Genomic DNA, 23,699 nt, shown 5'->3' with positions numbered 1-23,699 from the left:
ATGGCGACGCTTTGTGAATTCCGGCGCATTGCTCGTTCACAAAGCACACCCGACCATCTTTCGTCGTCAAAGGCTGAAGATGTTAAGCCCGCCCGCCCCCCGGCCCGCGGGCTTTTTCTTTGCCTCGCGTGTGCGCATGGAACGGTCCGCGCGTTGGGTATGTGAACACATCCTCATCTGCGCCGTGGCGCCAGCGACGCCGCGCGTTCAACGCGCTGGGGTCTGCGATGAAGCCGAGGATGGCGCCGATGTCGGGCCGGCTCCCTCGGACGCCGCGCCCAGGCCAAGCGCGGTTGCAGCGAGCAGGACCGCCACACCGCGTGCGAGGTAAAACACCGTCTGTGCGCCGACGCTGTCGGGCTTGCGCGGCGCTGGCTCGCCCGCGTGCCCATGCCAGGCACCCCGCGCGGCGTAGCGGGACGCATGCAAGGGGGCCACATCTCGGCAGGCGCGTGGCGCGGTTGTGCGGTGATTCGGATGCCGTGGCGCGTGCGGCATGGCAGTGCTCCTCAAGCGTGCGACCAGGCGCGCCAGAACAGCAGCGCCGTCATCGAAAAGCCGAAGGTCGAAATCAGTGCCCGAACCACGGGTGCCGGCAAACGCTTGCCCACGTGCGCGCCGAGGTAGCCACCGAGCGCGGCGGCCACCAGCATGATGAGCGTCTGCGGCCACCACACCATCCTGGCCAGCGCAAAGCACAGCACGGCGACGAGGTTGGTCGCCCCCACCAGCAACGTACGCGAGGCGTTCAATGCTCTGATGTCGTCGTGGCCGAACAGTGCCCACACCGCCATCATCATGATGCCGACCGCGCCGCCAAAGTAGCCGCCGTAGATGGCCAGGCCGCCTTGTGCGACCAGCAGCGTCGTGCGGCCGATGTGTACGCGCCGGCGCAGCCACGCACCCGCCTGCCTTCCGAAGGTAAACGCGAGCGACCCCACCAGCAGCAGCCACGGCACGATGAAGTCGAACGCGCGCGACGAGGTGTTCATCAGCAACAGCGCGCCGAGCAGGCCGCCCGCCAGGCTGACCCCCACCATGGCCCGCATCGGCACGTGCTGGAAGCCACGGTAGTCGGAGCGATAGGCCCATGCCGATGTCGCCGCGCCGGGCAGCAGCGCCACCGTGCTCGACGCATTGGCGAAGACCGACGGCACACCTGCAAACATCAGCGCCGGCAGGGTGACGAACGAGCCGCCGCCGGCCAGCGCATTCATCATGCCGGCAAGCAGGCCGGCGCCAAAGAGCAGCAGCGGGGCAGATTCCATGGGGCGCAGGGTCTCGTTGTCGTTCTGGAGGATGGCTCAGTTTCTGCCACTGGCAGCCACGAGACAATCTGCGATACATTGACCGAGCCTCAGGCTGACACTGAGGCTGATGCCTCTCCTGAGACTTGCCGTGCGCTTCGACCTGACCGATCTGCGACTCTTCCTGTACACCGCCGAGGCCGGCAGCATCACCGCCGGCGCCGCGCGCGCGCATCTCACGCTGGCCTCGGCCAGTGCGCGCATCCGCGGCATGGAAGACGCGCTCGGCGTGCCGCTGCTCACGCGCAACCGCCGCGGCGTCGAGACCACGGCGGCCGGCCGCACGCTCATGCACCACGCCCGCGTCGTGCTGCAGCAGATGGACCGCATGCGCGGCGAGCTCGGCGAGTATGCGCGTGGCCTGAAGGGCTACGTGCGGCTGCTGTCCAACACCGCCGCCATGACGGAGTTCCTGCCCGAGGCGCTCAGCGCGTTCCTGGCGGCGCACCCGGAGGTCGACATCGACCTGGAGGAGCTCGTGAGCCACGAGATCGTCGAGGCGATCGCGCAGGGGCGGGCCGATGTCGGGATCGTCAATGACGCGGTGGACCTGTCCGGGCTGGAAACCTTTCCGTTTCGGCATGACAGGCTGGTGCTCGTCACCGCGCGCAACCACCCGCTCGCCAAGCGCCGCGAGCTGGCCTTCGTTGAAACCTTGCAGGAGGATTTCGTCGGCCTGACCGGCGACAACGCCTTGCAGGCCTACCTGGCCGGCCACGCGGCGCGCGCAGGCTTCCGGCTCAAGTACCGCGTACGCTTGCGCAGCTTCGATGCCGTCTGCCGCATGGTGGAGCGCAATGTGGGCGTGGGCGTCATCCCCGAGCATGCGGCCATCCGGTTGCAGCGCTCGATGGGCATCCGGCGCGTGCGGCTGACCGATGCCTGGGCGACGCGCCTGCTGCGCATCTGCGTGCGCCGCTTCGACGACCTGCCCGCATTCGCGCGCCAGCTGATCGGGCATTTGCGCGAGGCGTGACACCGGTGCGCGTCCGCCATTCGGTGGAAGCGCGCGGCGGGCGCTCGCACACGTTCCGGGCCATCGGTACACTGCACGCAGTAGCGGCCCACGGCCATGCGATGCGGCGCCGCACCAACCTGCCTGCTGATGGAGTACACGATGGCGTCTGCCGGTGTTCCCCCGATTGGCCTGCTGCATGCGGCACGCGCGCTGCGCATCTATCGCCGCCACGAAATCAACGCGCTGGCGTGGATCGCCTGCGGTGTCTGCCTGCGCAGCCCGGCGTTCCTTGCTTCCGTCAGCATCGCGCTGCTCATGGTATGCGCGTGGTCGCTCACGCGGCATATCCAATATCTCAAACCGCTGTATGAACTGCCGGTGTTCAGCCGCGCGCTGTCGCATGGCGGCATGGCGTTTGCGGCGCTCAATGCGGCGGCGCTGGCCGCAGAGCTGGCGACAGGGGCGGGCCGCGGCGGCTGGTTCGAGGCCAGCGGCTGGCTCGGGCCCGCGTGGCCGCACATCCTGCCCGACATTGCCAGCACGATCGAGCTGATGCTCGTATGCGCACAATGGACGGCCGTACTCGGTGCCGTGGCCGCGGCAGCGGCATGGGCGTGGCTGAGCCTGGGCGGCGGCCGGACGCTGCGTTTTCCGCCACGCCCGCGATGACGCGGCGGCTCGGGTGAGTCCGGGCTGGTCTGGCGCGGAAAATCCTCCTATGAGTGGCGATGTCGGTTGCAGGTGTGTTTTGGTCGCGCCCGGACGAGGCGCGTGCAGCCAAACCACGGGAGACACGCATGACATCGCTGGACGCCTTCCTGCGGTGCCGCGACTTTCTGCTCGCGCACCGTGAGGATTACGACACCGCCGTACGCGATTTCGCATGGCCGGAGCTGGACCGCTTCAACTGGGCGCTCGACTATTTCGACACCATGGCGCGCGGCAACGAGGCCATCGCCCTCTGGGTCGTCGACGATCAGGGCAACGAGACGCGCCTGTCATTCGCGCAGATGGCCGAACGTTCGTCTCGCGTGGCCAACCACTTGCGCGCACTCGGCGTGCAGCGCGGTGACCGCGTGCTGCTCATGCTCGGCAACGTGCCCCCGTTGTGGGACGTGATGCTCGCCAGCATCAAGCTTGGCGCCGTCATCATTCCCGCCACCACGCTGCTCACCGCCGAAGACCTGCGCGAACGCATTGCCATGGGCGATGTGCGGCACGTGGTGGTGGGCGCAGCCGATTGTGCCAAGCTCGATGCGGTATCGGGCACGTTCACGCGCATCGCGGTCGGGGCCGACAGGCCGCTGGCAGGCTGGCACCGGTTTGAAGACGCGTACGGCGCACCGGCCGGGTTCGGCCCCGACGCGCCAACGCAGGCCAGCGACCCGCTGCTGCTGTATTTCACATCGGGCACCACGTCCAAGCCCAAGCTCGTCATGCACACGCATGCGAGCTACCCGGTCGGACATTTGTCCACGCTGTACTGGATCGGCCTGCGCCCCGGCGATGTGCATTGGAACATCAGTTCGCCCGGCTGGGCCAAGCACGCGTGGAGCTGCTTCTTCGCGCCGTGGAATGCAGGCGCCACCGTCTTCATCTACAACTACGCACGCTTCGACCCCAAGGCTGCGCTCGATACGCTTTGCCGCGCGAAGGTCACCACGCTGTGTGCGCCGCCGACGGTATGGCGCATGCTGATCCAGGAGGATCTGGCGGCCTGGAAGCCCGCGTTGCGCGAGCTCGTCGGCGCGGGCGAGCCGCTGAACCCCGAGGTGATCGAGCGCGTGCGCGCGGCGTGGGGCATCACCATCCGCGATGGCTACGGCCAGACCGAGACGACCTGCCAGATCGGCAACAGCCCGGGTCAGCCGGTCAGGCCCGGTTCCATGGGCAGGCCGCTGCCCGGCTACCGCATCACGCTGCGCGACCCCGACGGCAACGAGGCGGAAGAGGGCGAAATCTGCATTGAGCTGGACCCCCGGCCGACCGGGCTGATGGAAGGCTATGCCGGCAACGCCGGCAAAACGGCAGAGGCCATGCGGGACGGCGTGTATCACACCTCCGACATCGCCGCGCGCGACGCCAGCGGTTATCTCACCTACGTTGGCCGCGCCGATGACGTGTTCAAGGCCTCGGACTATCGCGTGAGCCCGTTCGAGCTGGAAAGCGTGCTGATCGAACACCCCGCCATCGCCGAGGCCGCCGTGGTGCCGAGCCCCGACCCCGTGCGGCTCGCCGTGCCCAAGGCGTTCCTCGTCCTGCGCACGGGCCACGAAGCCGGCCCGGAGCTTGCGCGCGACATCCTGCGGTTTTGCCGCAACCGGCTGGCGTCATACAAGCGCGTGCGGCGCATCGAGTTTGCCGATCTGCCCAAGACCATTTCGGGCAAGATCCGCCGCGTCGAGCTGCGCATGCGTGAAGCCGGCCGCCCGGAAGCAGCACGCAACGTTCACGAATACTGGGAAGAGGATTTTCCCGCCGACTGAGCAGACTTGGGCACTTGGCGGAACGCGCGCCCCCGACCGCACGTTCCGCCGCACCCGCGCCGTTTGCTTCAGCGCGATGATCGGGGAACCAGGCGCAATTGGCGCGCGCGGTCCAGGTCATAGGACGGTACGCCGCCATGCGGCAGCGACGCGCGGGAGGCCGCCAGGTCGCGCCCGCGCACGATGACCGGGGCCAGAGCGCCGGCGCGGATCAGATCCGACGCCGCCTGCTCGATCCAGTCACGGTAGTTGCGATACACCTCCTCGGCGGTCGCTTTCTGGTGCGCGCAGTCGCACAGCGATAGCGCTTCGGATGTGACAAAACAACTGACGGCCTTGCCGTCGACGATGGCCTGGAAAAACAGGTCGCCTACGGACCTGAATGTCTTGCCGGTGAACGAGATGTTCATGATGCTCCCCCCAATTGACCGGACACGCCAATCGGCCAACGTGTCCTACATGCCGCTTTCGCGGCGCAGTGATCACGTGCGGGAGCCTGGGTTCCGAATGGAGGGATGACGATGCTCCGGATGCAGAATCGATCCGGATGCGGTAGACCCAGTGAAGCGGGTCAGACTATCCCTCGGCGCCGTTATACGGTCTGTCAGTTCGGTGTTTGACTGCGGATTGCTCTCGCGCTGTGACCTTCCCCGTACAAATTCGTCTTCAATGACGTTATGGTCACCACCATCGGTGCAAAACAATGTGGCCCAGGCCCAAGGCGATCGAAACCGCGGCCAGCCACAGCAAAATCGTCGGAATACGCGTTGCCGGAAGGCGTGTCAGGAACAGGCGCCGCCGTGTCGGAATGACCTGCCAGTCGGCAGCATGGCGCTCCCAACCCAGGCGGGATGTCCACCCTGCCGTTCCCCGTTTGATTGCGCTCATGACCCGGAACCTCGCCTCGTGTATTTAGTTTTATTTAATTCTGCTTTTCTCTTCGGTTGCATTCTAGGAACAGTCGGTGCAGAACGCTAGTGCGCCTTGGCATGATTCTTCTCGTCCATTTGGCTCATAAACGGGTGGCCTAGGACAATTTGGGGGATGAAATATCGAGCGATTTTTCCGGTGCTAAAGTCAGTTAATCGATACGCAAACGCTTACGTTTCAAACGCCTGCCCGCAGATTTTTCAATCTGCATGCAGCCAGGCCGGTAGAGTCCGGGCTGCCCGTCGGCACCTCGGGTTTTTACCCCAGGCCCGCGCGAGGCCAACACGGAAGAAATGCGTGCCGTACGGTACAGTGCGGCCCAAAAGCCGTGGCATACCGAACAAGCAGGACATCGACATGACGCAAGCAAGACGCGCCCGGAAGGCAAGGGCGCACGTAGGGCACGTTCTACGATTGACCGCTGCCCTCGCGGCCGTGGTCACGACGACGGCGCACGCTGAACCGCCCAGCCTGGCGACGCGGCGGGCCGCCGTGGAATCCACGCTGGCGCGTGCCAGCAGTTGCCAGCATCTGGGCGACTACTACTGGGAAATCGGCGACGCCGGCGGCGTGCTGATGCACGGCCAGCATGGGCAGCGCATCGGCGCCGACAAGACGGTGCGGCTCGCATCGGCATCCAAATGGGTGTTCGGTGCCTACGTGGTCGAGCGTGCCCAGGGCAAGCTCACCAAGGCCGAGATCGACGCGCTGACGATGCGCTCCGGTTACGACGGCCTCAACCCGCTTCAATGCAACCGCAACGACACCGTGCAGAGCTGCTTTGATCGCGGACGCAACAGCACCTTCACGCCCGGCCATGTCGGCCGCTTCAGCTACAACGGCGGCCACGACCAGAAGCTGCTGATCGACCTCGGATTTGGCCGTGCCGATGCCGCCGCGCTCACCGATGAGCTCGACCGCCAGCTGGCGAACACGCCCGGCCTGCGTGACGCGGGCCTGCCGCTTGGCATCCGCTATCTGGCGCCGGAGCCGGCGGGGGGCATGATTGGCACGCCGGCCGCGTATGGGCAGTTCCTGCGTCGGCTGATTCGCGGCGAATACCGGCTCGGCAGGATGCTGGGCCAGCATGCGGTATGTACCGAACCGGGGACGTGCCCCACCGCCGTCAGTACGCCGGCCTCGCTCCCGTGGCACTACGCGCTCAACTACTGGATCGAAGACCACCCCGGCGGCGACGGCGCCTTCAGTTCGGCCGGCGCGTTCGGCTTCTATCCGTGGATCACTGCGGACAAGCGCCACTACGGCATGCTCGTGCGGGAAACGCTCGCGCCCCGCGCCTACGTGCGCAGCACCGCCTGTGGTGCGCTCATGCGCCGCGCCTTCGCCGAGGGGCGGCCGCAGCATCCTCCCGCAGACACTTCCGCCAACACCGAACCGGCCGACTGATCAGCCGGGCAGGGTATCGCCTACCTTGAAGACGATGGCCCTGCAGCGGCGTGCCAGGCGGCACGCCAGTTGCGACGCACGGGCCACCTATCTGCATGGAGAAGGCGATGGCTCGGCAACCCCTGCGCGGCAGCGAACGGACGATCCCGCAAGACGCACGCATCCTGGGCGATGCGCCGCCCGCGGAGCAGCTTCGGGTGCTGGTGCAATTGCGCCGCCCCAATCAGGCCGCGCTGGAGGCGCACCTGTCCGGCTTTGCGCAATCCCACGCGGCCGGCACGCCGCCGCCCGCTCCGCTCACGCGTGAAGAATGGGCCGCGCAGTTTGGCCCCTCTGCGGGCGACGTCGATGCCGTGCGTGCCTTCGCGCGCGACCATGGCCTGCACGTGGCACAGGTCGATCCGGCAGCCGCGACGGTCACGCTGGAAGGCTCGGTCCAGCAGTTCTGCGGCGCGTTCGACACGCACCTGCACCGCGTGATGCACGGCACGTGCGAGTACCGGGGGCGGTCCGGGCCGCTGCGGCTGCCCGAGAGCCTCCAGGATGTGGTCGTCGCGGTGCTGGGGCTCGATTCCCGTCCGCAGGCCGATCCACATTTCCGCTTCATGCCGCTGCCGCCCGCGCCGGTGTCCTTGCGGCCCGCACGCGCCGCGCCCATGGCGTCGTATACGCCGGTGCAACTGGCAAGGCTCTACGGTTTTCCGCAGGGCGACGGTGCGGGCCAATGCATTGCACTGATCGAACTGGGCGGCGGCTATCGGGAGGAAGACCTGCGCGCGTATTTCCATGAACTCGGCGTGCCGATGCCGAAGGTGACCGCCGTGCCGGTCGGGCAGGGCGCCAACCGCCCGACCGGCGATCCCAACGGCCCCGACGGCGAGGTCATGCTCGACATTGAAGTGGCGGGCGGCGCTGCACCGGGTGCCACGCTGGCGGTGTACTTCGCGCCCAACACCGATGCGGGCTTTCTGCAGGCCATCAACGCGGCCGTCCACGACACCACGCTGCGGCCGTCGGTCGTGTCCATCAGCTGGGGCGCGCCGGAGAGCCGCTGGACGCCGCAGGCCATGCAGGCCGTGAACGCGGCGCTGCAAAGCGCGGCCACGATGGGCGTCACGGTGTGCGTCGCTTCTGGTGACAACGGCTCCAGCGACGGCTTGTCCGATCACGCGGATCACGTCGACTTTCCTGCCTCAAGCCCCTACGCATTGGCGTGCGGAGGGACCAGCCTGCATGCCACCGATGGCCGCATCGCCGAGGAAACCGTCTGGAACGATGGTGCGCAGGGCGGTGCCGGGGGCGGCGGTGTGAGCAGCGTGTTTGCGTTGCCGGCTTGGCAGCGCGGGCTGAGTGCCCCGCAGACGCATGGCAAGAGCGTGCCGCTGGAACGGCGCGGCGTGCCCGACGTGGCGGGCAATGCCGACCCGCTCACCGGCTACGTCGTGCGGGTCGACGGAGAGACGGGCGTCGTAGGCGGCACCAGCGCCGTCGCGCCGCTCTGGGCCGCGCTTGTGGCGCGCATCAATGCCAGCAAGCGCGGGCCGGTCGGGTATCCGCACGTACGGCTGTATCAGAACCCGGGCGCCTTCAATGATATCCGGCAGGGCAACAACGGCAGCTTTGCCGCTGCGCCAGGGTGGGATGCCTGCACTGGCCTGGGCAGCCCCAAGGGCGACGCGATCGCCGATCTCTTCTAGACAGAGGCGAACATGACGACCAAAGATCAGCCTTTCTTCGACCCGACCGCCTATGGCAACGGCCCCGACGACAGCGTGACCGACACCAGCGAGGGCATGGCGGTCACGCACCACACCGTGCGCATCGGCGGACGCAACATCCCTTACACCGCGCATGCCGGCCATCTCGTCATCGTGGACCCGAGTAGCTCGCAGCCCGTGGCGAAGATGTTCCATGTGGCGTTCCTGGCCGATACGCCGGCCGCGTCGCCGGGGAGCAAGGACACGCGGCCCGTGACGTTCTTCTATAACGGCGGGCCGGGCTCGTCGGCAGTGTTCGTGCTGCTGGGGTCGTTTGCGCCACGGCGCATCGTGACGTCGATGCCGTCGTTTACGCCCCCTGCGCCGTACCGCATGGAAGACAACCCCGACAGCCTGCTCGACCGGTCTGACCTGGTGTTCATCAATCCGGTAGGCACGGGGTATTCCACGGCCATCGCGCCCAAGCGCAATGTCGATTTCTGGGGCGTGGACCAGGACGCGCGCAGCATCGCGCAGTTCATCAAGCGCTGGCTGACGGCCAACGGGCGGTGGAATTCGCCCAAGTTCCTGTTCGGCGAATCGTATGGCACGGCACGTTCGTGCGTGCTGTCGTACGTGCTGCACGAAGATGGCATCGACCTGAACGGCATCACGCTGCAGTCGTCGATTCTGGATTACACGCAGGCGGGGAACCCGGTCGGGCTCCTGCCCACGTGCGCAGCCGACGCGTGGTTCCACAAGCGCGCGAAATCCCCCAGCGGTGGGGCGCTGCCGGCCGACGTCGGCGACTTTGCCGAAGCGGCCGCCGTGTTTGCCAGCACCGATTACGAAAAGGCGCTCGCCAAGCCCGCGCATGCTGATCCGGCCGTGGTGAAGACGCTCGCCGCCTACACCGGCATCGATGCGGCGACGCTGCAGGGCTGGCGCCTGGACGTGGCTGCGTACGACGGCGCCGGCACGTCGCTGTTCCTGACGACGCTGCTGGCAGACAAGGGCCTGTCCGTGGGCGCCTACGACGGCCGTGTGACGGGCATCCACACCGGCATCGCCGCGAGTGTCGATCCGAACTCCGGTGGCAACGACCCGACCATGACGGCGGTATCGGGCGTCTACACCACCATGTGGAACACCTACCTGAACCAAGACCTGAAGTTCACTTCGAACTCCGCCTTCACGGATCTGAATGACCAGGCGTTCCGGCACTGGGATTTCGGGCACATCGACCCGACCGGGGCACAGAAGGGGCTCGATGCCAACGGCAACGTCGCGCTCTATACCGCCGGCGACCTGGCGGCGACGATGAGCCTGAACGTCGACCTGAAGGTGTTCTCCGCCAACGGCTACTACGATTTCGTGACGCCGTTCTACCAGACCATGCTCGACCTGAAGGCCATGCCGCTACTGGATGCCGACGTACGCAAGAACCTGTCGGCCGGGTTCTACCCGTCGGGGCATATGGTGTACCTGGATGGCGGCTCCCGCACGGCCTTGAAGGCGGATCTCGCGCGTCTGTACGACACCGCCACGGCGGATCACCAGGCCATGGCGCGCATCCGCATGCTGCAGATGCGCAAAGCCTGAGCGGCGGGCGGGCTGCCGCTCAGTAACCGCGGTAATACGGGCGGTAGTGCGGGCGGTCGTAGTAATAGCCGCCTGCCGGCACCACCACACACGCGCTCAGCGCGGAAGCAGCGGCGGCGGCAAGCATGAGCAGGGCGATGGTGCGTTTCATGATGAGCTCCGTGGTTGTCTTGACCTGCCTCGACTGTATGGAAACGCCTCGCAACCGCGCTTTACCGTTTGTAAGCAAAACTGCGGCGCCCGCCTACCGATTTGCCGGCCCGCCGCGTGTGCGCCACGCGTGGGCCCGGTGCCGCCGTAATCCGCCGTTACCTTTGCGCAGCGATTGTGCGGCGCCGGTGCGTGTGTCAGCGCAGCGCCACAATGTTCTACAAACTTATCGGCACGCTATTGACAGATCGTCGGGATAGGTCGGAAATAGAGCAAACGGCAAACGTTGGGCATTCAGGTTTTCCGCCCCGCGCCGATAGCCGTCCATATAGATGTCAGGGCGCTTTCAGCAATGGAGGCAAAGCCCTGCGGGGACTACACGATGCGCGCCACCCTTATCGCGCATTGGCAACATGTGTCGGGGGGAACGCATCATGACGACTTTTCTGGAATCCACCATTGCCTGGGTTGCGCCGTGCCTGGTCGCCACCGCGATTGTCGTGCCGGTCATGTGGCGCAAGCTGCGTACGCGCCGTCTGCTCGAGGCCATGCACCAGGCCCGCGAGCATCGCGACGAGTGATGCGCAGACCGGCCCGCCGGCCGATCGTTCCGGTGTCCGCCGTTTCCGTGCGCCCATAAAAAACGGGCGCTGCATGGCTGCAGGCGCCCGTCTGGTATTGCGTGGAGCGAATCAGGCGGCGACGACGTCGCGCAGGGCTGCATGGGCGGCTTCCATCGCTTGCGTACGCGCATCGGCGCCCATCCCCAGCCGCTCGGCGCGCACGAACTGCACATCGGTGATGCCCAAGAAGCCGAACACGGTCTTCAGGTACGCCTCCTGAAAGTCCATGGCCGCTGCGGGGCCCGCGGAGTACATGCCGCCGCGCGTCGAGGCGACGATCACCCTCTTGCCGCCCGCCAGGCCGACCGGGCCATTCTCGGTGTACTTGAACGTGCGGCCGGCTTGCGCCACGCGGTCGATCCATGCCTTGAGTTGGCTCGGCACCGAGAAGTTGTACATCGGCGCGCCGACCACGATCACGTCGCTGGCCAGCAGTTCATTGACCAGCGCTTCGGAGCGGGCGTGCTCGGCGCGGGTGGCTTCGTCGAAATCATTGGCACCCGTGGCGCGGAAGCCCGCCGCGATGGCGCCGTCCAGGTGCGGAATCGCTTCGACGGCCAGGTCGCGGTGGGTCACGGTGGCATCGGGGTTGACGCGGCGCAGTTCGTCGACGATGGCGGCGGTCAGGATGCGCGAGGCCGAGGCGTCGCCGAGGATGCTGGAATCGATGTGAAGGACTTGCATGGCGTCTCTCCAAGAAAAAGGTGGGTTGACGCAAAGATAGTGCGGTGCGGCGAGTCCCACTAGTGGTGCGAATCGACACACATCGTTCCATCAGTGGGACAATGCGCGGATTACCGCGATGCGCCCCGGAGCCGCCATGGAAGACCTGAACGACCTTGTCCTGTTTGCCAGCGTAGTCACGCATGGCAGCTTTTCCGGCGCGGCGCGCGCGCTTGGCATCCCCAAATCGCGCGTGAGCCGGCGGGTGGCCGATCTGGAGACGCGCCTCGGCGTGCGGCTGCTGCAGCGCTCCACGCGGGCGGTCCACGTGACCGACGTCGGCTCGGCGTTCTACCAGCATTGCGAGGCGATGACCCAGGCGGCGCGCGCCGCCTTCGAGGTGGCCGAGCATGCGGGCGAAAAGCCTTCTGGCCGGCTGCGCGTGAGCTGCCCGGTGGGCGTGGCGCACGTCTTCATCGCGCCGGTGCTGTCCAAGTTCCTGCGCGCGCAGCCCGACGTACGCCTGGAACTCGACGTCACCAACCGCCGCGTCGACGTGATCGGCGAGGGCTATGACGTGGCGTTGCGCGTGCGCTCGACGCTGGAGGATTCCAATCTGGTCGTGCGCAGTTTCGGGGTGAGCGACCAGGTGCTGGTGGCCAGTCCGGCCTTCGTGGTCGAGCATGGGCCGTTCGACACGCCGGAATCGATGCGCGGCGCTGCAGGCGTTGGCTTTGGCCGCCCCGGCGAGCGCGCACGCTGGCGCCTGACCACACCCGAGGGCGGCTCCGTCGACATCGAGTTCACCCCCGCGCTGGTGACGGACGACCTCTACCTCATGGGGCAGACCGCCCTGGAGGGCGTGGGCATCGCGCAGTTGCCCTTCAATCTGTGCGCAGACGCGATCCGCGACGGGCGGCTGGTGGTGCTGCTGCCCAACTACCGGCTGCCGGCGCACCAGTTTCATGCAGTGTTCCCGTCACGCCGGGGCCTGGTGCCGGCTGTGCGCGCCTTTATCGAATTCCTGGCTGAAGAGCTGCCCGATGTGACTGCGCGGGTCAGCCGCTGCTATGAAGACATCGCCCGCCAGCCAAATCGTTGACCCTGCAACGATTACCGATCAGCAGTATCATCGGCGGTTTCGCTCCAGCCATTTGTGTGGACGTCTGTGACGGCGTTCGCGCACGCTCCCATGTCCTCGCGCCCCAGCATCGAACCGCCCCAGCCAGACACCGCCGTCGCATCGCTGAGTGACCCGCTTGGCGCGCGGCCGGCGCCCGAGATCCCGGTGATGGCCGTCATGGGTGGCCTCATGCTGGCCATTCTGCTGGGCGCGCTGGAGCAGACGATCGTGGCCGTGGCGCTGCCCGTCATCGCTGGCGAATTCAACGGCTTTGCGCTGATGGCGTGGGTTGTTTCGGCGTACCTGGTCGCGTCGACCGTGGTCACGCCCATCTACGGCAAGTTGAGCGACCTGTACGGCCGCCGGGCCATGCTGACCACCGCCATCGTCCTGTTCGTGCTGGCGTCGGTGGCGTGCGCGATGGCCAGCAGCATGCCGATGCTGTTGCTGGCGCGCGTGCTGCAAGGGCTGGGCGGCGGCGGATTGATCTCGGTGGCGCAGGCGACGATCGCCGACGTGGTGCCACTGCGCGAGCGCGGCCGGTACCAGGGCTACGTGAGCGGCATGTGGGCCATGGCGAGCCTCGCGGGCCCCGTGATCGGCGGCTACCTCACGCATTACCTCTCGTGGCGCTGGATCTTCTGGATCAACCTGCCGCTGGGCATCGTCGCGCTGTTCGTCGTGCGCCGCACGCTGCGCCACCTGCCGGTCGCGCACCAGCGCCGCCCCATCGACGTGCCGGGTGTGGTGCTGTTTGCGCTCGGCCTGACTGCGCTGCTGCTGATGATCACGCGTGTGGGTCAGGGCGTGTCGCTGGCGCAGCCGGACAATCTCGGCCTGCTGGCGGGGGCGGTGGTGTTGCTGGGCGCCTTCGTCTGGCAGGAAAACCGCGCGGCGGAGCCCATCATTCCGCTGTCGATGTTCCGCGTGCGTACGGTCACGATCTGCTGTCTCGCGCTGTTTCTGTGCTTCTTCCAGCTGATCGCCACGTCGGTGCTGATGCCACTGCGCTTCCAGATGGTGGCGGGCGCCAGCCCCGATGCCGCGGCGCTGCGCCTCGTGCCGCTGACGCTGTCGATCCCATTCGGCGCCTTCGTGGCCGGCAAGTGGATGACGCACAGCGGCCGCTACAAGCCGCTCATGCTGGGCGGCGCATGCGTGGTGCCGTTTGCCCTCGTCGCCCTGGGCCTGCTGGACCCGCACAACGTGGCGGCCCTGACCCTGGCGATGATCGTGCTGGGCCTGGCCATCGGCGTGCAGTTCCCGACCGGCCTGGTGGCCACGCAGAACGCCGTGCCGCCGCAGACGGTGGGGCTGGCGACGGCGCTGACCGCGTTCTCGCGCCTGCTCGGCGGTGCGGTCGGGGTGGCGGTGCTGACGTCGGTGCTGATCGCGCTGCTCCGCCAGGCCGCGCCGCAGGCCGAGGTGGGCGCCGGCGGCGATGTGCTCATGGACCTGTTCCACGCCGCGCTGGCCAGCACCGGCGCCGATGCGCAGGCGCTGCAGCGCGCCGGCGAAAGCGCGTTCCGGCACCTGTTCTTTTTTGCGGCGGCCGTCTCCGTGATCTCGCCTTTGCTGGTCGGGCGGCTCAAGGAAAAGGCCTTGCGCGGCAAGGTGTCGGTGGCCGAAGCGATCGAGTAGGCGCGGCCGATGAAAGCGGCGGGGTGGCGCTTCGCTAGCGTTGTCAGCGGGGCGTGCGCGCGGTCAGGTCGTAGCCGGCGCGAGCGCACGCAGCCGTGCACGCCGCGCGACACTGCCTTCTGACAAGGCCCAGCGCAGCGTCGGCGCGACAGTCCGCATGGCCGCCGCTGCAAGCGCCGCCTGCAGAGGCGGCCGCTTCAGGTCGAGCATCTGCATGGCCCACGGCGGCAGCAGCTGGATGCCGGCGTCCAGAAACAGCCGCACGGCGGGCCGCAGCCCCGGGCGTGGCGCCTGCCACGTCATCAGGACTTCCACCACCGTTCGCGTGCGGTCGCTGGCCACGAGCTCGGCGCGCATCGCGTTCAGGTAGGCATGGACGGCCGCGCGCGATTTCGGCACATCGCGCGCGCCGAGCAGCTCAGCCACCAGCGCGGTTTCCTCAAAATACCGATCCTGCCGCGCGGGGCTCAGCTGGCTGTCGACGTAACGCAGATAGCCGGCCAGGAAGCTCGACATTTCGGCCACATGGACCCACGTGAGCAGGTCGGGATCATTGGCGGAGTAGGGCCGGCCATCCGGCGCGATGCCCTGTACGCGTTGATGGATGTCTTTGACGCGCGCAATGAGCGCCAGCGCGTCGTGGCGGCTGCCGTAGGTGGTGCCTGCCACGAACTGCGCGGTGCGGCCGAGGCGGCCTTGCAGGTCTTCACGAAAGTTGGAGTGATCCCACACGCCGGCGAGGGCGCGCGGATGCAAGGCCTGCAGCAGCAGCGCACTGATGCCGCCCGCCATCATGGCCGGAAAATCGGCGTGGACCTGCCAGCAGACCGCATCCGGCCCGAACAGCCCCGGATCGCCCGGCGGGGAGCCGATGTCGAGCGACAGGCCGCCCGTGGCACGGGTCAGGCCGCGGACCTGGTTGGCGATGCGTTCGCGAAGCGCCGTGAACGGAGAGGGCAGCGGGGGCATGGTGCCGAAGGGCGAGGCGGGAGGATGCCTGCAATTTTACCGGGCCGCACGCCTGGCGCGGATGGCGGAACGCCGCATGGCGGCGGCGCGGCTGGACCGTTTGTTGCGGGACACGTGTGCGTGCTGCCTAGAATGAAGAACGACCTACGAGAACGCCATGGATATGACGCCCCGTCAACATGCGGCCTGGCTCGGCCGCATCGTGCTGCTTGCCGTCCTGAGCCTGAGCCCCGCCGCGCGTGCCGCCGACAACGCACAAAGCCTGCGCGACAAATATGAGAGTGTTGCGAGCCAGCTGGCCGACAACGCGTTCCGCCGCCCCCTAGTGCTCGAATCGACCGAGACATCCGACAGGCTCAAGGGCGACATCTACAGCGTGGTCGATTACCCGTTTGCAACCGTCAGCGGCACCCTCGGCGATCCGGCTCAGGGCCCGGCCAACTGGTGCGACGTGCTGATCCTGCATCTGAACATCAAGTATTGCCATGCGATGCCCGGGCCCAACGGCAACGTGCTCGACGTGAACCTGGGGCGCAAGGTGGAGCAGAGCCTGTCAAGCAGCTACCGGTTGGCGTTCAGCTACCGCCCACTGGCCAACAGTGCGGCGTATTTCCGTGTCGAACTGAACGCCGCTTCGGGGCCCTTCAGCACGCGGGACTACCACATCATGCTGGAGGCCATTCCCTCGCCGGCCGGGGGCAATCGCACCTTCCTGCATCTGACCTATTCGTATGGCTACGGCACGGCCGGCCGGCTGGCGATGCGAACCTACCTGGGAACCGTCGGCAGCGACAAGGTGGGCTTCACGAAGACGGCGGAATCGTCCGCCGCCGAGCCGCAGTACGTGGGCGGTGTGCGCGGCTTGCTCGAGCGCAACACGATGCGCTACTACCTAGCGATCGATGCCTACCTGAAGGCGCTGGCGGCACCGCCCGAGCAGCGCCTGCAGCAACGCCTGACGACGTGGTTCAACGCGACGGAACAATACCCCCGCCAGTTGCACGAGATCGACCAGCAGGCATACCTCCGGATGAAGCGCAGCGAGGTGGAGCGCCAGCGGACGGCGCAATAGCGCGGCCGATCAGGCTGGCCGATACACCTTGGCGAAGCGCTGCGCCTGCACGACGCCGTAATCGCCGGGGGCGTATTGCAGGATCCAGTCGCCGGCCTGGCCGTGCAGGACGTCGCCGGCTTCGGAGCGGGCCATCGAGAACGGCCCGTGCATCTGCTTGGCGAGCACCACGCTCGGGCGGTTGCGGTAGGCGCCCGGCTGGCCGTACACCGCGGCTGCATCGGTGCAGACGTATTTCGCGTCGAAGCGCGCGCGAGAGACGACCCAGCGGTCTCCCGTCGAGCCCGTGATCAGTGCATCGCCGGCGGCGTAGCGGTTGGGGCCTTCGAGGCTCATCAGCTCGCCGGGTTCGGTGGCAAAGTCGACGTGGACGGTCTCGTCCTTGATGAAGGCGCGGGCGGCGGGGTCCGTGCGCAGGTCGACGTGTTGCAGGGTAGGCATGAAGCGGCAGGAAAAAGCGATGGGCGCGGGCGTGCGAAGGCCGTAAGCGTAGCGCAAATGAGCGGCTACGGCGTGGTCGGATGGCCGCTGCGCCGAGTTCGAACGCCACGGTGCAGCGATCGTCGTTTTCCTTCATTTGGAGGATGAATGGCGGGGTGGGCTTCCGGAGAATCGATTCCACAACACAACGGAACGACTCCGAGGGAGGGAACCATGAAGCTCACACCGGTCGCACTGAGTACTGCGGTGCTCGTCTTGTCAGCCTGTGGCGGCGGGGGGGACTCTGCGCCGGCGCAGAACCCAGCGCCGCAGTCGCAGACCATCACGGGCGTGGCGGCCACCGGCGCCGCCTTGTCGGGTGCAACGGTGAACGTCGTCTGTTCATCCGGGTCGGGCACCGCCACGACGCGTGCGGATGGCAGCTATTCGGCGCCGGTGAGCGGGGCGACCTTGCCATGCGTGCTGACCGCCACCAGCGGCGACGGCAAGACGGTGCTGCACTCGCTCATCGCGGGCTCGGGATCCGTCACCGGCGGTGCGACGGCGAACGTCACGCCCCTGACTGAGCTGCTGCTCGCCCAGCTGGCCGGCCAGGATCCCGCAAAGTACGTAGCGGGATTCACGCCGACCACGGTGGTGAGCGCCAGCGACGTCACCGCGGCACAGTCGGCGCTCGTCAAGGTGTTGCAGAACTCGGGTTTCGATGCGTCGAGCGTCGGCGACTTCCTGGGCGGCACGATCAGCGCCGGCAGCGGCCAAGGCTACGACGGGGTGCTCGACCAACTGCAGTCGACGCTGGCCAAGGCCGGTGTCACCCTCGTGGATCTCAGCACGGCGGTTGCCAGTACCAGCGGCACTTCCGCCGACGCCGCAGGTTCCACCGTGGGCACGGTGCTGGCGCCGGCCAATCCGACGTGTCCGGCGCTCAAGAGCGGGGACCATCGGTTGATCAAGTTCTCCGATGGCTCTGCACAAGTCGTCAGCATCGACGCCACCAAGCTGACCGTCGCGATGGGCGGGGCGAGCTATCAGCTCACCGCCGGCTCCACGGCCTGCGATTTCGTACTCAACGATACGGGATCGACGCGCGTGCTGGTCGCCCGATCCGGCCTGGCAGTGTGGACGAACGGCACGGGCGCCGGGGGCACGCTGTCCATTTCGATGCCCAAGCAGACACTGGATCCGAGCGCGATCAACGGCCTCTATAACTACGCTGCCCTGAGCGGCCCTGCCCGGGGCGCCTACGGTACGCACAACTATACGAAGGGCGTGACCACGGCTGCCACGGACTGCTCGGTGGGCTCCGCATGCGAGGTGGATACCAAATCGCCTTATGGTCACCTCGTCGCCACGGCAGACGGTGGCGCCGACTGGGTGGACGATGGCGATCCGGCGATCGGCGTGGATTTCCACGCCTATGGCTTCCAGAATGCGCAAGGCAATATCGTGTGGATCGCCACGATGCTGCCGGGCCAGGGCGGAGGCGTGGGCATCTTCGCTCCGCAGACGACGCTCGCTGTGCCGGCACTCAACACCGTGAGCAGCTTCTGGCAAAGCACGGTATCGGGCGCCGGACTCAGTGCCGTCTCGGAAGACAGCCACACCATCACGGCTGTGAACGGCTCCACCGTCACTCGCACCTTTGCGGACAACCACACCGACCAGATCGCCTACAACGATCCTTTCAATGGTCTGCGCCACCGCGCTCAGAATGCCTGTACCAACACCTCCGGAGCCGCGACCACGTGCCGCGAGGTCTGGCAACTGCCGTTGGGCGGACTGACGCTGGCATGGAACGGCTCGCCGTTTGTCACACCGAGCACGTATCAGGTCAATGTCTCGGTGAACAAGCCGGCCGCGCAGTAACAGCGAGCGCGCGCTGCCCCGCCTCCGATGCTGTCGGCACCGGTCCTTCATGGCCGGTGCCGATGCATTCTGCGGTGGCGCATGGGCGCAGCAAGAAGCGCGACGGTCGTGGCGCTTCGCGTCGGCACAGTGCCGACCGCATCGTTCGTTTGAATGCCCCCCAAAAAGAGTGATGCCGGTCTTCGGGCGAGCGTGCTAGCTTTGCGCAAACAGCATGCGCGTCCGCCCGCTGGGCGCAGCGCAGCGTGCATCGTGGTCTCGGTGACCATCCTTCGGGGGAGGGAGCTTGCTCAAGGACCAGCTGATTGGTGATCTGTACGAAGCTGCGGTCACACGCGACGGTTTCCTGGAGGTGTTCCATGAGGTGACCGAGGCGCTGGGCGCCAACGTCTTCCACATGTTCAGCTGGGATGCCGCGCGCAATGCGCCGCATCTGTCCACCTATTCGCCCGACCGCGGGTGGGACGAGGTGATCGCCCGCTACGACCAGTACTACGGTGCGCTCGACCCGCGCCGCGAGCATGTCGAGCGCGCCAGGCTCGGTGAGTTCGCCTTCTGCCAGGACTTTGTGTCCGAGGCCTATGTAGAGCGCAGCGAGTTCTATCAGGACTTCCAGATACCGTCGGGATTCCGTTACCTGATGGGTGTGCGTCTGGCGCGTCCGGGCGGCAGCGACATCCTGCTCGGCATGCTGCGGGCAACGGGGCGCACGCCGTTCTCCGACACCGATCGGGCCAATGCGGCCAGCATGACCGGCCATCTGCAGCGCACGATCAACCTCTGGCAGGACACGCGCGTGCTCCATCGCGACGCGGCGCTCGGTGCGGAATTGATGGAGCAGCTCGGCTTGGCGGTATTCGCACTCGGGCGTGACCAGCGTGTGCTGTTCGCTAACGCCCAGGCCGAGGCGCTCCTGCGCGCGTCGACTTGCTTGCGGCTCGAGCACGGCCGCCTGCGGGCCGCGTTTGCCGCAGACGACGATGGCTTGCAGCGCGCGCTGTCGCGCGTGGCGAAATCCCGCAAAGGCGAGAGTGTTGCGGTGCGCCCCTCGCTGGGTGCAGCGCATGAGCTCTTTCTCGGCATTTCGCTCTTGCCCGCCCATGCCGCGCATGCCGCGTTCGGCGACGCTGCCATGATGGTCACCGTGCGCCGCCGCGGTGCCGCCAGTCCTGTCACGGCGGCGCAGCTACGGCAGGCGTTTGGCTTGTCGGCGGCGGAGGCTGCCGTCGCGGAGGCATTGATCGTGGGGCGCTCCCCTGACGAGTACGCTGCCAGTGCCGGCGTTGCCGTGTCGACGGTGCGCACGCAGTTGCGCTCGATCTACGAGAAAACCGCCTCGCGCTCGCAGGCCGAAGCAGTAGGGGCGATGCTGTGGGTGTTGTCGCAGAACAAGCCGGTGGCGCAATAGCGAGGTGCCGCCTTCGGCCTGCCGCTTGGGCGACGTGCGTGGTCATCGCAGGCTGCGAAGACCGGGCGAAGAAGCCGCGTTCGTCACTGACGATGCGGCCGGTTGCGTCCGCGTATTGACGACGACGATGCATGCGACAAGCCCGGAGCGCCGCATCGTCGCGCAACGCGCAGCCGGCCGCGCCATCCATCTCAGTCATACCGCAGCTCCGTCGCCTTGCCGTGGAACACTTTGTACGAGTAGATCGTGTACGCCACGATGGTCGGCAGCACGATTGCCACACCCACCAGCATGAACTCGAGCGACTCTGGCGCGCTGGCGGCTTGCCAGATGTCGAGCCGGTCCACCACCAGGTATGGGAACAAGCTGTAGGCCAGGCCGTTGAAGGCCAGCAGGAAGATCGCGGCGGTGCCGACGAAAGGCGCCCATGCGAGGTGCTCATCGCCCTTGGCAATCTGCTGCGGCAGCCGGCGCAGCACCCAGTCGATCAGGCCGAACAGCGCGACGGTAACCAGCGGTACGGGCGCCAGCAGGATCATGTTGGGCAATGCGAACCACTTGTCGAACACACGTGTGCTGACCCACGGCGTCGCCGCCGATACCGCTGCCACGCCCAGCGCCGTGAACCACAAGGTGCCGCGCGCCCATTGCACCGCGCGCAGCTGCAGCGCACCTTCGGTTTTCATGATCAGCCACGTCGCGCCCAGCAGCAGGTACCCCGCGATCAACCCTGCCGCCGTGCAGATCGCAAAGACGACGTTGGCAGCGTCGTACCGAAAGCCCGTGATATACAGGCCCAGCATCAGGCCCTGTGAGGCGGTGGCGATGACGGACCCGGCATAGAACGCGCGGTTCCACCACGGCTTGTGGTGCGCGCGTGCCTTGACGCGAAAGTCGAACGCCACGCCGCGCAGGATCAGCCCGAACAGCATCAGGGCGACGGGCAGATAGAGCGCGCCGAGGATTTCGCCGTGCGCTGCCGGAAATGCCACCAGCAGCAGGCCGATGCCGAGCACGAGCCAGGTTTCGTTGGCATCCCAGAAGGGGCCGATGGAGGCGATCATGGTGTCCTTGTCGGCATCGTCGGCGCGGCGCAGCAGGATGCCGACGCCCAGGTCGTAGCCGTCAAGAACGACGTAGGCCAGCACGGCAATTCCCATCAGGGCCATGAAGACCACCGGCAGCCAGCCGGCGGGTTGAGTGAGGTCGGGAATCGTGCTCATGCGCGGCTCGCGAGGGAAGGGGAGAGATTAGGCGTGCGCTGGCCCGGGATGTCGGCATCGGTCGGGTCGATGGTGCCACTCGCCTTGCGGGCCAGATAGAACACGACGCCGACGTACGAGGCGATCAGGAATGCGTACAGCGCGAGATACATGGCGAGCGTGCTGCCGATCATGCGTGCGGGCACGGCCGACGCGGCCTGCGCGGTGGTCAGCACGCCGTAGACGAGCCACGGCTGGCGGCCGATTTCCGTGACGTACCAGCCAGCGACCACGGCAACCCAGCCGGAGAACGTCACAGCCACGAGCGTGCGGGCGAGCCATTGCGGCAGCGCTGCGTTGCCGCGCAGGCGCCAGGCGCTCACCCACGATACCGCCAGCATCAGCAAGCCCACGCCCACCATGAGGCGGAAGGCGAAGAACACCGGCAGCACGGGCGGATGCTGGTCGAACTGATCGAGCCCCTTCACCTCGCCATCGAACGAGTGCGTCAGGTACAGCGACGCCAGCTTGGGCACCGCGATCTCGAAGCGGTTGCTGCGTGTGGCCGGGTCCGGCACGCCGAACAGCACGGCGGGCACGCCGCGCTCGGTTTGCCAGATGCCCTCCATCGCGGCGAGCTTGGCGGGTTGATGCTCGAGCACGTTCAGGCCGTGCGCATCGCCTGCGGCAATCTGCAACGGGATCAGCACAGCCGCCATCATCACGCCCGTCTTCAGCGTGGCGCGCACGTCGGCACCCCGATCGTTGCGCAGCCAGCGGTAAGCGGACAACCCCGCCAGCAGGAACGCGACCGTCAGCCCCGAGGCCAGCAGCATGTGGGTGAACCGATACGGGAACGACGGGTTGAAGATGATCGCCAGCCAGCTTTCCGGATGCGCGCGGCCATCGATCATCACGTAACCGGCCGGCGTCTGCATCCACGAGTTGAGCGCGATGATCCAGAACACCGAGATGGTCGTACCCAGCGCGACCAGGAACGTCGCAAACGTATGGATTCGCTGGCTCACGCGCCTTGCGCCGAACAGCATGATGCCGAGGAAGCTTGCCTCCAGAAAGAATGCCGTCAGCACTTCATAGGCCAGCAGCGGCCCGGCGATATTGCCCACGGTGTTCATATAGCCCGGCCAGTTGGTGCCGAACTGAAAGCTCATCGTCACGCCGGACACCACGCCCAGCGCGAACGTGAGCGCAAAGACCTTCACCCACAGGCGGTACGCGGCCATCCAGGCTTCATCCCCCGTCTTGCGATAGCGCAGCTTGAAGAACAGCAGCACCCATGCGAGCGCGATGCTGATGGTGGGAAAGAGGATGTGGAACGTGATGTTGGCGCCGAACTGGATGCGCGCCAGTACAACCGGATCAAATGACATGGTTCTTCTTTCTTTTTGGGGGCGTGCTACTTCGATTTGCCGCCAACCACAACGGCAAGCCTGTCCTTCATCTCCAGCAGCTTGTGCACCTTGGCGCCCATCTTCATGAGCTGCTGCAGGGAGCCGGCGTCCAGCTTCTGCACGTCATCAAACCAGTTGGTCATGAGGGTGATGAGCTGATACATCTCCTTCATGCGGGCCTGGGCGTGGCGGTCGTCCGGGTCGGTGGGGGATTCGAGCATCACGTCGCGCAGCAGCGAGAGGGTGGGGTCGATCTCGCGCTTGCGGCGTTCTTCGGCCAGCGTGCGGAAGATGGTCCAGATGTCGTCGGGGGCGGCGAAGTACTCGCGCCGGTCGCCCGGCCTGTGCGACAGCCGCACCAGCTTCCACGCTTCGAGTTCCTTCAGCCCGATGCTCACGTTGGAGCGTGAGAAACCCAATGCCTCGGCAATCTCGTCCGCGTTGATCGGCTCGCGCGCCGCGTAGAGCAGGGCGTAGATCTGCCCGACCGTGCGGTTGATGCCCCAGCGGCTGCCCATCTCGCCAAAATGCAAGACGAAGCGCTGTTTCAAGGGGGAGAGTTGCATCGTTTTGATCTTTCTCAAATTTCAGGAATTTGTGAAAGTTTAGCTGCCCGGCCTGGCGGTGCAATGTGACGTGCTGTCGCGGGGCGGCACGAAGCGCAACGCGGGGCGTTCAAATGGCGATGTGAATGTTGCTCACAAGCAAACGCGTGCAGATTAGGAGGCGCCTTCTATTCTCC

At 66.8% G+C, this 23,699-nt stretch carries 21 protein-coding genes and 1 pseudogene; 12 read left to right on the top strand and 10 right to left on the bottom strand.

Annotated elements, in window-relative coordinates; translation table 11 throughout:
* Nucleotides 1-509: 509 nt before the first annotated feature.
* Nucleotides 510-1,268 (bottom strand): sulfite exporter TauE/SafE family protein, encoded by a 759-nt coding sequence (locus KHN96_RS00935; protein WP_062738916.1) that lies wholly within the window; start codon nt 1,266-1,268, stop codon nt 510-512.
* A gap of 130 nt (nt 1,269-1,398) precedes the next feature.
* Here KHN96_RS00935 and KHN96_RS00930 point away from each other — a divergent pair, with 130 nt between their 5' ends.
* The 3 genes from KHN96_RS00930 to KHN96_RS00920 all read left to right on the top strand — a co-directional run bounded on the left by KHN96_RS00930 (nt 1,399) and on the right by KHN96_RS00920 (nt 4,751).
* The gene (locus KHN96_RS00930) at nt 1,399-2,283 is read left to right on the top strand and encodes a LysR substrate-binding domain-containing protein (RefSeq protein ID WP_045219771.1); all 885 of its coding nucleotides are present in this window, start codon (nt 1,399-1,401) and stop codon (nt 2,281-2,283) included.
* Nucleotides 2,284-2,424: 141 nt separating this feature from the next.
* On the top strand, nt 2,425-2,934 hold the full coding sequence (locus tag KHN96_RS00925) for a hypothetical protein (RefSeq protein ID WP_045220450.1): 510 nt from the start codon (nt 2,425-2,427) through the stop codon (nt 2,932-2,934).
* A gap of 128 nt (nt 2,935-3,062) precedes the next feature.
* Entirely contained in the window at nt 3,063-4,751 is a 1,689-nt protein-coding gene (locus tag KHN96_RS00920) for an AMP-binding protein (RefSeq protein ID WP_045219773.1), read from the top strand.
* 68 nt (nt 4,752-4,819) lie between these two features.
* Here KHN96_RS00920 and KHN96_RS00915 read toward each other — a convergent pair whose 3' ends face one another.
* On the bottom strand, nt 4,820-5,161 hold the full coding sequence (locus KHN96_RS00915; RefSeq protein ID WP_045219776.1) for a DUF1488 family protein: 342 nt from the start codon (nt 5,159-5,161) through the stop codon (nt 4,820-4,822).
* A gap of 271 nt (nt 5,162-5,432) precedes the next feature.
* Nucleotides 5,433-5,639: a hypothetical protein gene (locus tag KHN96_RS00910; protein WP_082062929.1), complete on the bottom strand. Its 207-nt coding sequence runs from the start codon at nt 5,637-5,639 to the stop codon at nt 5,433-5,435.
* Between the two features lie 399 nt (nt 5,640-6,038).
* Here KHN96_RS00910 and KHN96_RS00905 point away from each other — a divergent pair, with 399 nt between their 5' ends.
* From KHN96_RS00905 to KHN96_RS00895, 3 genes and pseudogenes are all read left to right on the top strand, one after another.
* Complete coding sequence (locus KHN96_RS00905) at nt 6,039-7,088, top strand: serine hydrolase family protein (protein WP_045219778.1); 1,050 nt, start codon at nt 6,039-6,041, stop codon at nt 7,086-7,088.
* Nucleotides 7,089-7,195: 107 nt separating this feature from the next.
* Nucleotides 7,196-8,785: a S53 family peptidase gene (locus KHN96_RS00900; RefSeq protein WP_062738918.1), complete on the top strand. Its 1,590-nt coding sequence runs from the start codon at nt 7,196-7,198 to the stop codon at nt 8,783-8,785.
* Between the two features lie 24 nt (nt 8,786-8,809).
* Nucleotides 8,810-10,387: pseudogene (locus tag KHN96_RS00895) on the top strand (S10 family peptidase); the annotation flags it as partial.
* A 19-nt stretch (nt 10,388-10,406) separates the two neighbouring features.
* Here the strand turns inward: KHN96_RS00895 and KHN96_RS22890 are convergent.
* Nucleotides 10,407-10,538 carry a hypothetical protein gene (locus KHN96_RS22890; protein WP_045219783.1) on the bottom strand — a complete coding sequence of 44 codons (132 nt, stop codon included), beginning with the start codon at nt 10,536-10,538 and terminating at the stop codon, nt 10,407-10,409.
* A gap of 433 nt (nt 10,539-10,971) precedes the next feature.
* On the opposite strand from KHN96_RS22890, the gene KHN96_RS00890 reads away from it, so the two are divergent.
* A complete protein-coding gene (locus KHN96_RS00890) occupies nt 10,972-11,118 on the top strand; it encodes a hypothetical protein (RefSeq protein ID WP_180964197.1) in 147 nt (48 codons plus the stop codon).
* 111 nt (nt 11,119-11,229) lie between these two features.
* On the opposite strand, the gene KHN96_RS00885 is transcribed toward KHN96_RS00890, so the two are convergent.
* Nucleotides 11,230-11,844: an FMN-dependent NADH-azoreductase gene (locus tag KHN96_RS00885; protein ID WP_045219785.1), complete on the bottom strand. Its 615-nt coding sequence runs from the start codon at nt 11,842-11,844 to the stop codon at nt 11,230-11,232.
* Between the two features lie 136 nt (nt 11,845-11,980).
* Here KHN96_RS00885 and KHN96_RS00880 point away from each other — a divergent pair, with 136 nt between their 5' ends.
* Together KHN96_RS00880 and KHN96_RS00875 are read left to right on the top strand one after the other, a co-directional pair.
* Nucleotides 11,981-12,925 carry a LysR family transcriptional regulator gene (locus tag KHN96_RS00880; protein ID WP_062738919.1) on the top strand — a complete coding sequence of 315 codons (945 nt, stop codon included), beginning with the start codon at nt 11,981-11,983 and terminating at the stop codon, nt 12,923-12,925.
* A 90-nt stretch (nt 12,926-13,015) separates the two neighbouring features.
* Nucleotides 13,016-14,587: an MDR family MFS transporter gene (locus KHN96_RS00875; protein WP_062738920.1), complete on the top strand. Its 1,572-nt coding sequence runs from the start codon at nt 13,016-13,018 to the stop codon at nt 14,585-14,587.
* 63 nt (nt 14,588-14,650) lie between these two features.
* Here the strand turns inward: KHN96_RS00875 and KHN96_RS00870 are convergent, their stop codons facing one another.
* A complete protein-coding gene (locus tag KHN96_RS00870) occupies nt 14,651-15,556 on the bottom strand; it encodes an oxygenase MpaB family protein (protein WP_373994666.1) in 906 nt (301 codons plus the stop codon).
* Between the two features lie 157 nt (nt 15,557-15,713).
* Here KHN96_RS00870 and KHN96_RS00865 point away from each other — a divergent pair, with 157 nt between their 5' ends.
* Nucleotides 15,714-16,628: a hypothetical protein gene (locus tag KHN96_RS00865; RefSeq protein ID WP_045219791.1), complete on the top strand. Its 915-nt coding sequence runs from the start codon at nt 15,714-15,716 to the stop codon at nt 16,626-16,628.
* 9 nt (nt 16,629-16,637) lie between these two features.
* Here KHN96_RS00865 and KHN96_RS00860 read toward each other — a convergent pair whose 3' ends face one another.
* On the bottom strand, nt 16,638-17,069 hold the full coding sequence (locus KHN96_RS00860; protein WP_062738967.1) for a PGDYG domain-containing protein: 432 nt from the start codon (nt 17,067-17,069) through the stop codon (nt 16,638-16,640).
* A gap of 213 nt (nt 17,070-17,282) precedes the next feature.
* Between KHN96_RS00860 and KHN96_RS00855 the strand changes: the two genes are divergently transcribed.
* Both KHN96_RS00855 and KHN96_RS00850 read left to right on the top strand, forming a co-directional pair.
* Nucleotides 17,283-18,935 (top strand): hypothetical protein, encoded by a 1,653-nt coding sequence (locus KHN96_RS00855; protein ID WP_062738921.1) that lies wholly within the window; start codon nt 17,283-17,285, stop codon nt 18,933-18,935.
* Nucleotides 18,936-19,221: 286 nt separating this feature from the next.
* Entirely contained in the window at nt 19,222-20,343 is a 1,122-nt protein-coding gene (locus KHN96_RS00850) for a helix-turn-helix transcriptional regulator (protein WP_062738922.1), read from the top strand.
* Between the two features lie 191 nt (nt 20,344-20,534).
* Here the strand turns inward: KHN96_RS00850 and KHN96_RS00845 are convergent, their stop codons facing one another.
* The 3 genes from KHN96_RS00845 to KHN96_RS00835 are packed head-to-tail and all read right to left on the bottom strand — an operon-like array spanning nt 20,535 to nt 23,523.
* The gene (locus tag KHN96_RS00845; RefSeq protein ID WP_062738923.1) at nt 20,535-21,566 is read right to left on the bottom strand and encodes a cytochrome d ubiquinol oxidase subunit II; all 1,032 of its coding nucleotides are present in this window, start codon (nt 21,564-21,566) and stop codon (nt 20,535-20,537) included.
* Nucleotides 21,563-22,936, bottom strand: coding sequence for a cytochrome ubiquinol oxidase subunit I (locus KHN96_RS00840; RefSeq protein WP_062738924.1), 1,374 nt, complete (start codon nt 22,934-22,936; stop codon nt 21,563-21,565). Before KHN96_RS00840 ends, KHN96_RS00845 begins: the two co-directional genes overlap by 4 nt.
* A 26-nt stretch (nt 22,937-22,962) precedes the next feature.
* Nucleotides 22,963-23,523, bottom strand: coding sequence for a GbsR/MarR family transcriptional regulator (locus tag KHN96_RS00835; RefSeq protein WP_045219801.1), 561 nt, complete (start codon nt 23,521-23,523; stop codon nt 22,963-22,965).
* Between the last annotated feature and the right edge of the window lie 176 nt (nt 23,524-23,699).

Origin of the sequence: Ralstonia mannitolilytica, assembly GCF_905397375.1 — a bacterium.
In the GTDB taxonomy this organism is placed as follows: Bacteria; Pseudomonadota; Gammaproteobacteria; order Burkholderiales; family Burkholderiaceae; genus Ralstonia; species Ralstonia mannitolilytica.
This window is presented reverse-complemented; position numbering and strand designations above follow the sequence as displayed.

Bases quoted from the DNA above. Each gene is read 5' to 3' on its own strand.
- KHN96_RS00835 (WP_045219801.1), bottom strand. From the start codon at position 23,523: ATGCAACTCTCCCCCTTGAAACAGCGCTTCGTCTTGCATTTTGGCGAG.
- KHN96_RS00845 (WP_062738923.1), bottom strand. From the start codon at position 21,566: ATGAGCACGATTCCCGACCTCACTCAACCCGCCGGCTGGCTGCCGGTG.
- KHN96_RS00890 (WP_180964197.1), top strand. From the start codon at position 10,972: ATGACGACTTTTCTGGAATCCACCATTGCCTGGGTTGCGCCGTGCCTG.
- KHN96_RS00920 (WP_045219773.1), top strand. From the start codon at position 3,063: ATGACATCGCTGGACGCCTTCCTGCGGTGCCGCGACTTTCTGCTCGCG.
- KHN96_RS00885 (WP_045219785.1), bottom strand. From the start codon at position 11,844: ATGCAAGTCCTTCACATCGATTCCAGCATCCTCGGCGACGCCTCGGCC.
- KHN96_RS22890 (WP_045219783.1), bottom strand. From the start codon at position 10,538: ATGAAACGCACCATCGCCCTGCTCATGCTTGCCGCCGCCGCTGCTTCC.
- KHN96_RS00870 (WP_373994666.1), bottom strand. From the start codon at position 15,556: ATGCCCCCGCTGCCCTCTCCGTTCACGGCGCTTCGCGAACGCATCGCC.
- KHN96_RS00905 (WP_045219778.1), top strand. From the start codon at position 6,039: ATGACGCAAGCAAGACGCGCCCGGAAGGCAAGGGCGCACGTAGGGCAC.
- KHN96_RS00925 (WP_045220450.1), top strand. From the start codon at position 2,425: ATGGCGTCTGCCGGTGTTCCCCCGATTGGCCTGCTGCATGCGGCACGC.
- KHN96_RS00915 (WP_045219776.1), bottom strand. From the start codon at position 5,161: ATGAACATCTCGTTCACCGGCAAGACATTCAGGTCCGTAGGCGACCTG.
- KHN96_RS00860 (WP_062738967.1), bottom strand. From the start codon at position 17,069: ATGCCTACCCTGCAACACGTCGACCTGCGCACGGACCCCGCCGCCCGC.
- KHN96_RS00900 (WP_062738918.1), top strand. From the start codon at position 7,196: ATGGCTCGGCAACCCCTGCGCGGCAGCGAACGGACGATCCCGCAAGAC.
- KHN96_RS00935 (WP_062738916.1), bottom strand. From the start codon at position 1,268: ATGGAATCTGCCCCGCTGCTGCTCTTTGGCGCCGGCCTGCTTGCCGGC.
- KHN96_RS00865 (WP_045219791.1), top strand. From the start codon at position 15,714: ATGGATATGACGCCCCGTCAACATGCGGCCTGGCTCGGCCGCATCGTG.
- KHN96_RS00875 (WP_062738920.1), top strand. From the start codon at position 13,016: ATGTCCTCGCGCCCCAGCATCGAACCGCCCCAGCCAGACACCGCCGTC.
- KHN96_RS00910 (WP_082062929.1), bottom strand. From the start codon at position 5,639: ATGAGCGCAATCAAACGGGGAACGGCAGGGTGGACATCCCGCCTGGGT.
- KHN96_RS00840 (WP_062738924.1), bottom strand. From the start codon at position 22,936: ATGTCATTTGATCCGGTTGTACTGGCGCGCATCCAGTTCGGCGCCAAC.
- KHN96_RS00880 (WP_062738919.1), top strand. From the start codon at position 11,981: ATGGAAGACCTGAACGACCTTGTCCTGTTTGCCAGCGTAGTCACGCAT.
- KHN96_RS00855 (WP_062738921.1), top strand. From the start codon at position 17,283: ATGAAGCTCACACCGGTCGCACTGAGTACTGCGGTGCTCGTCTTGTCA.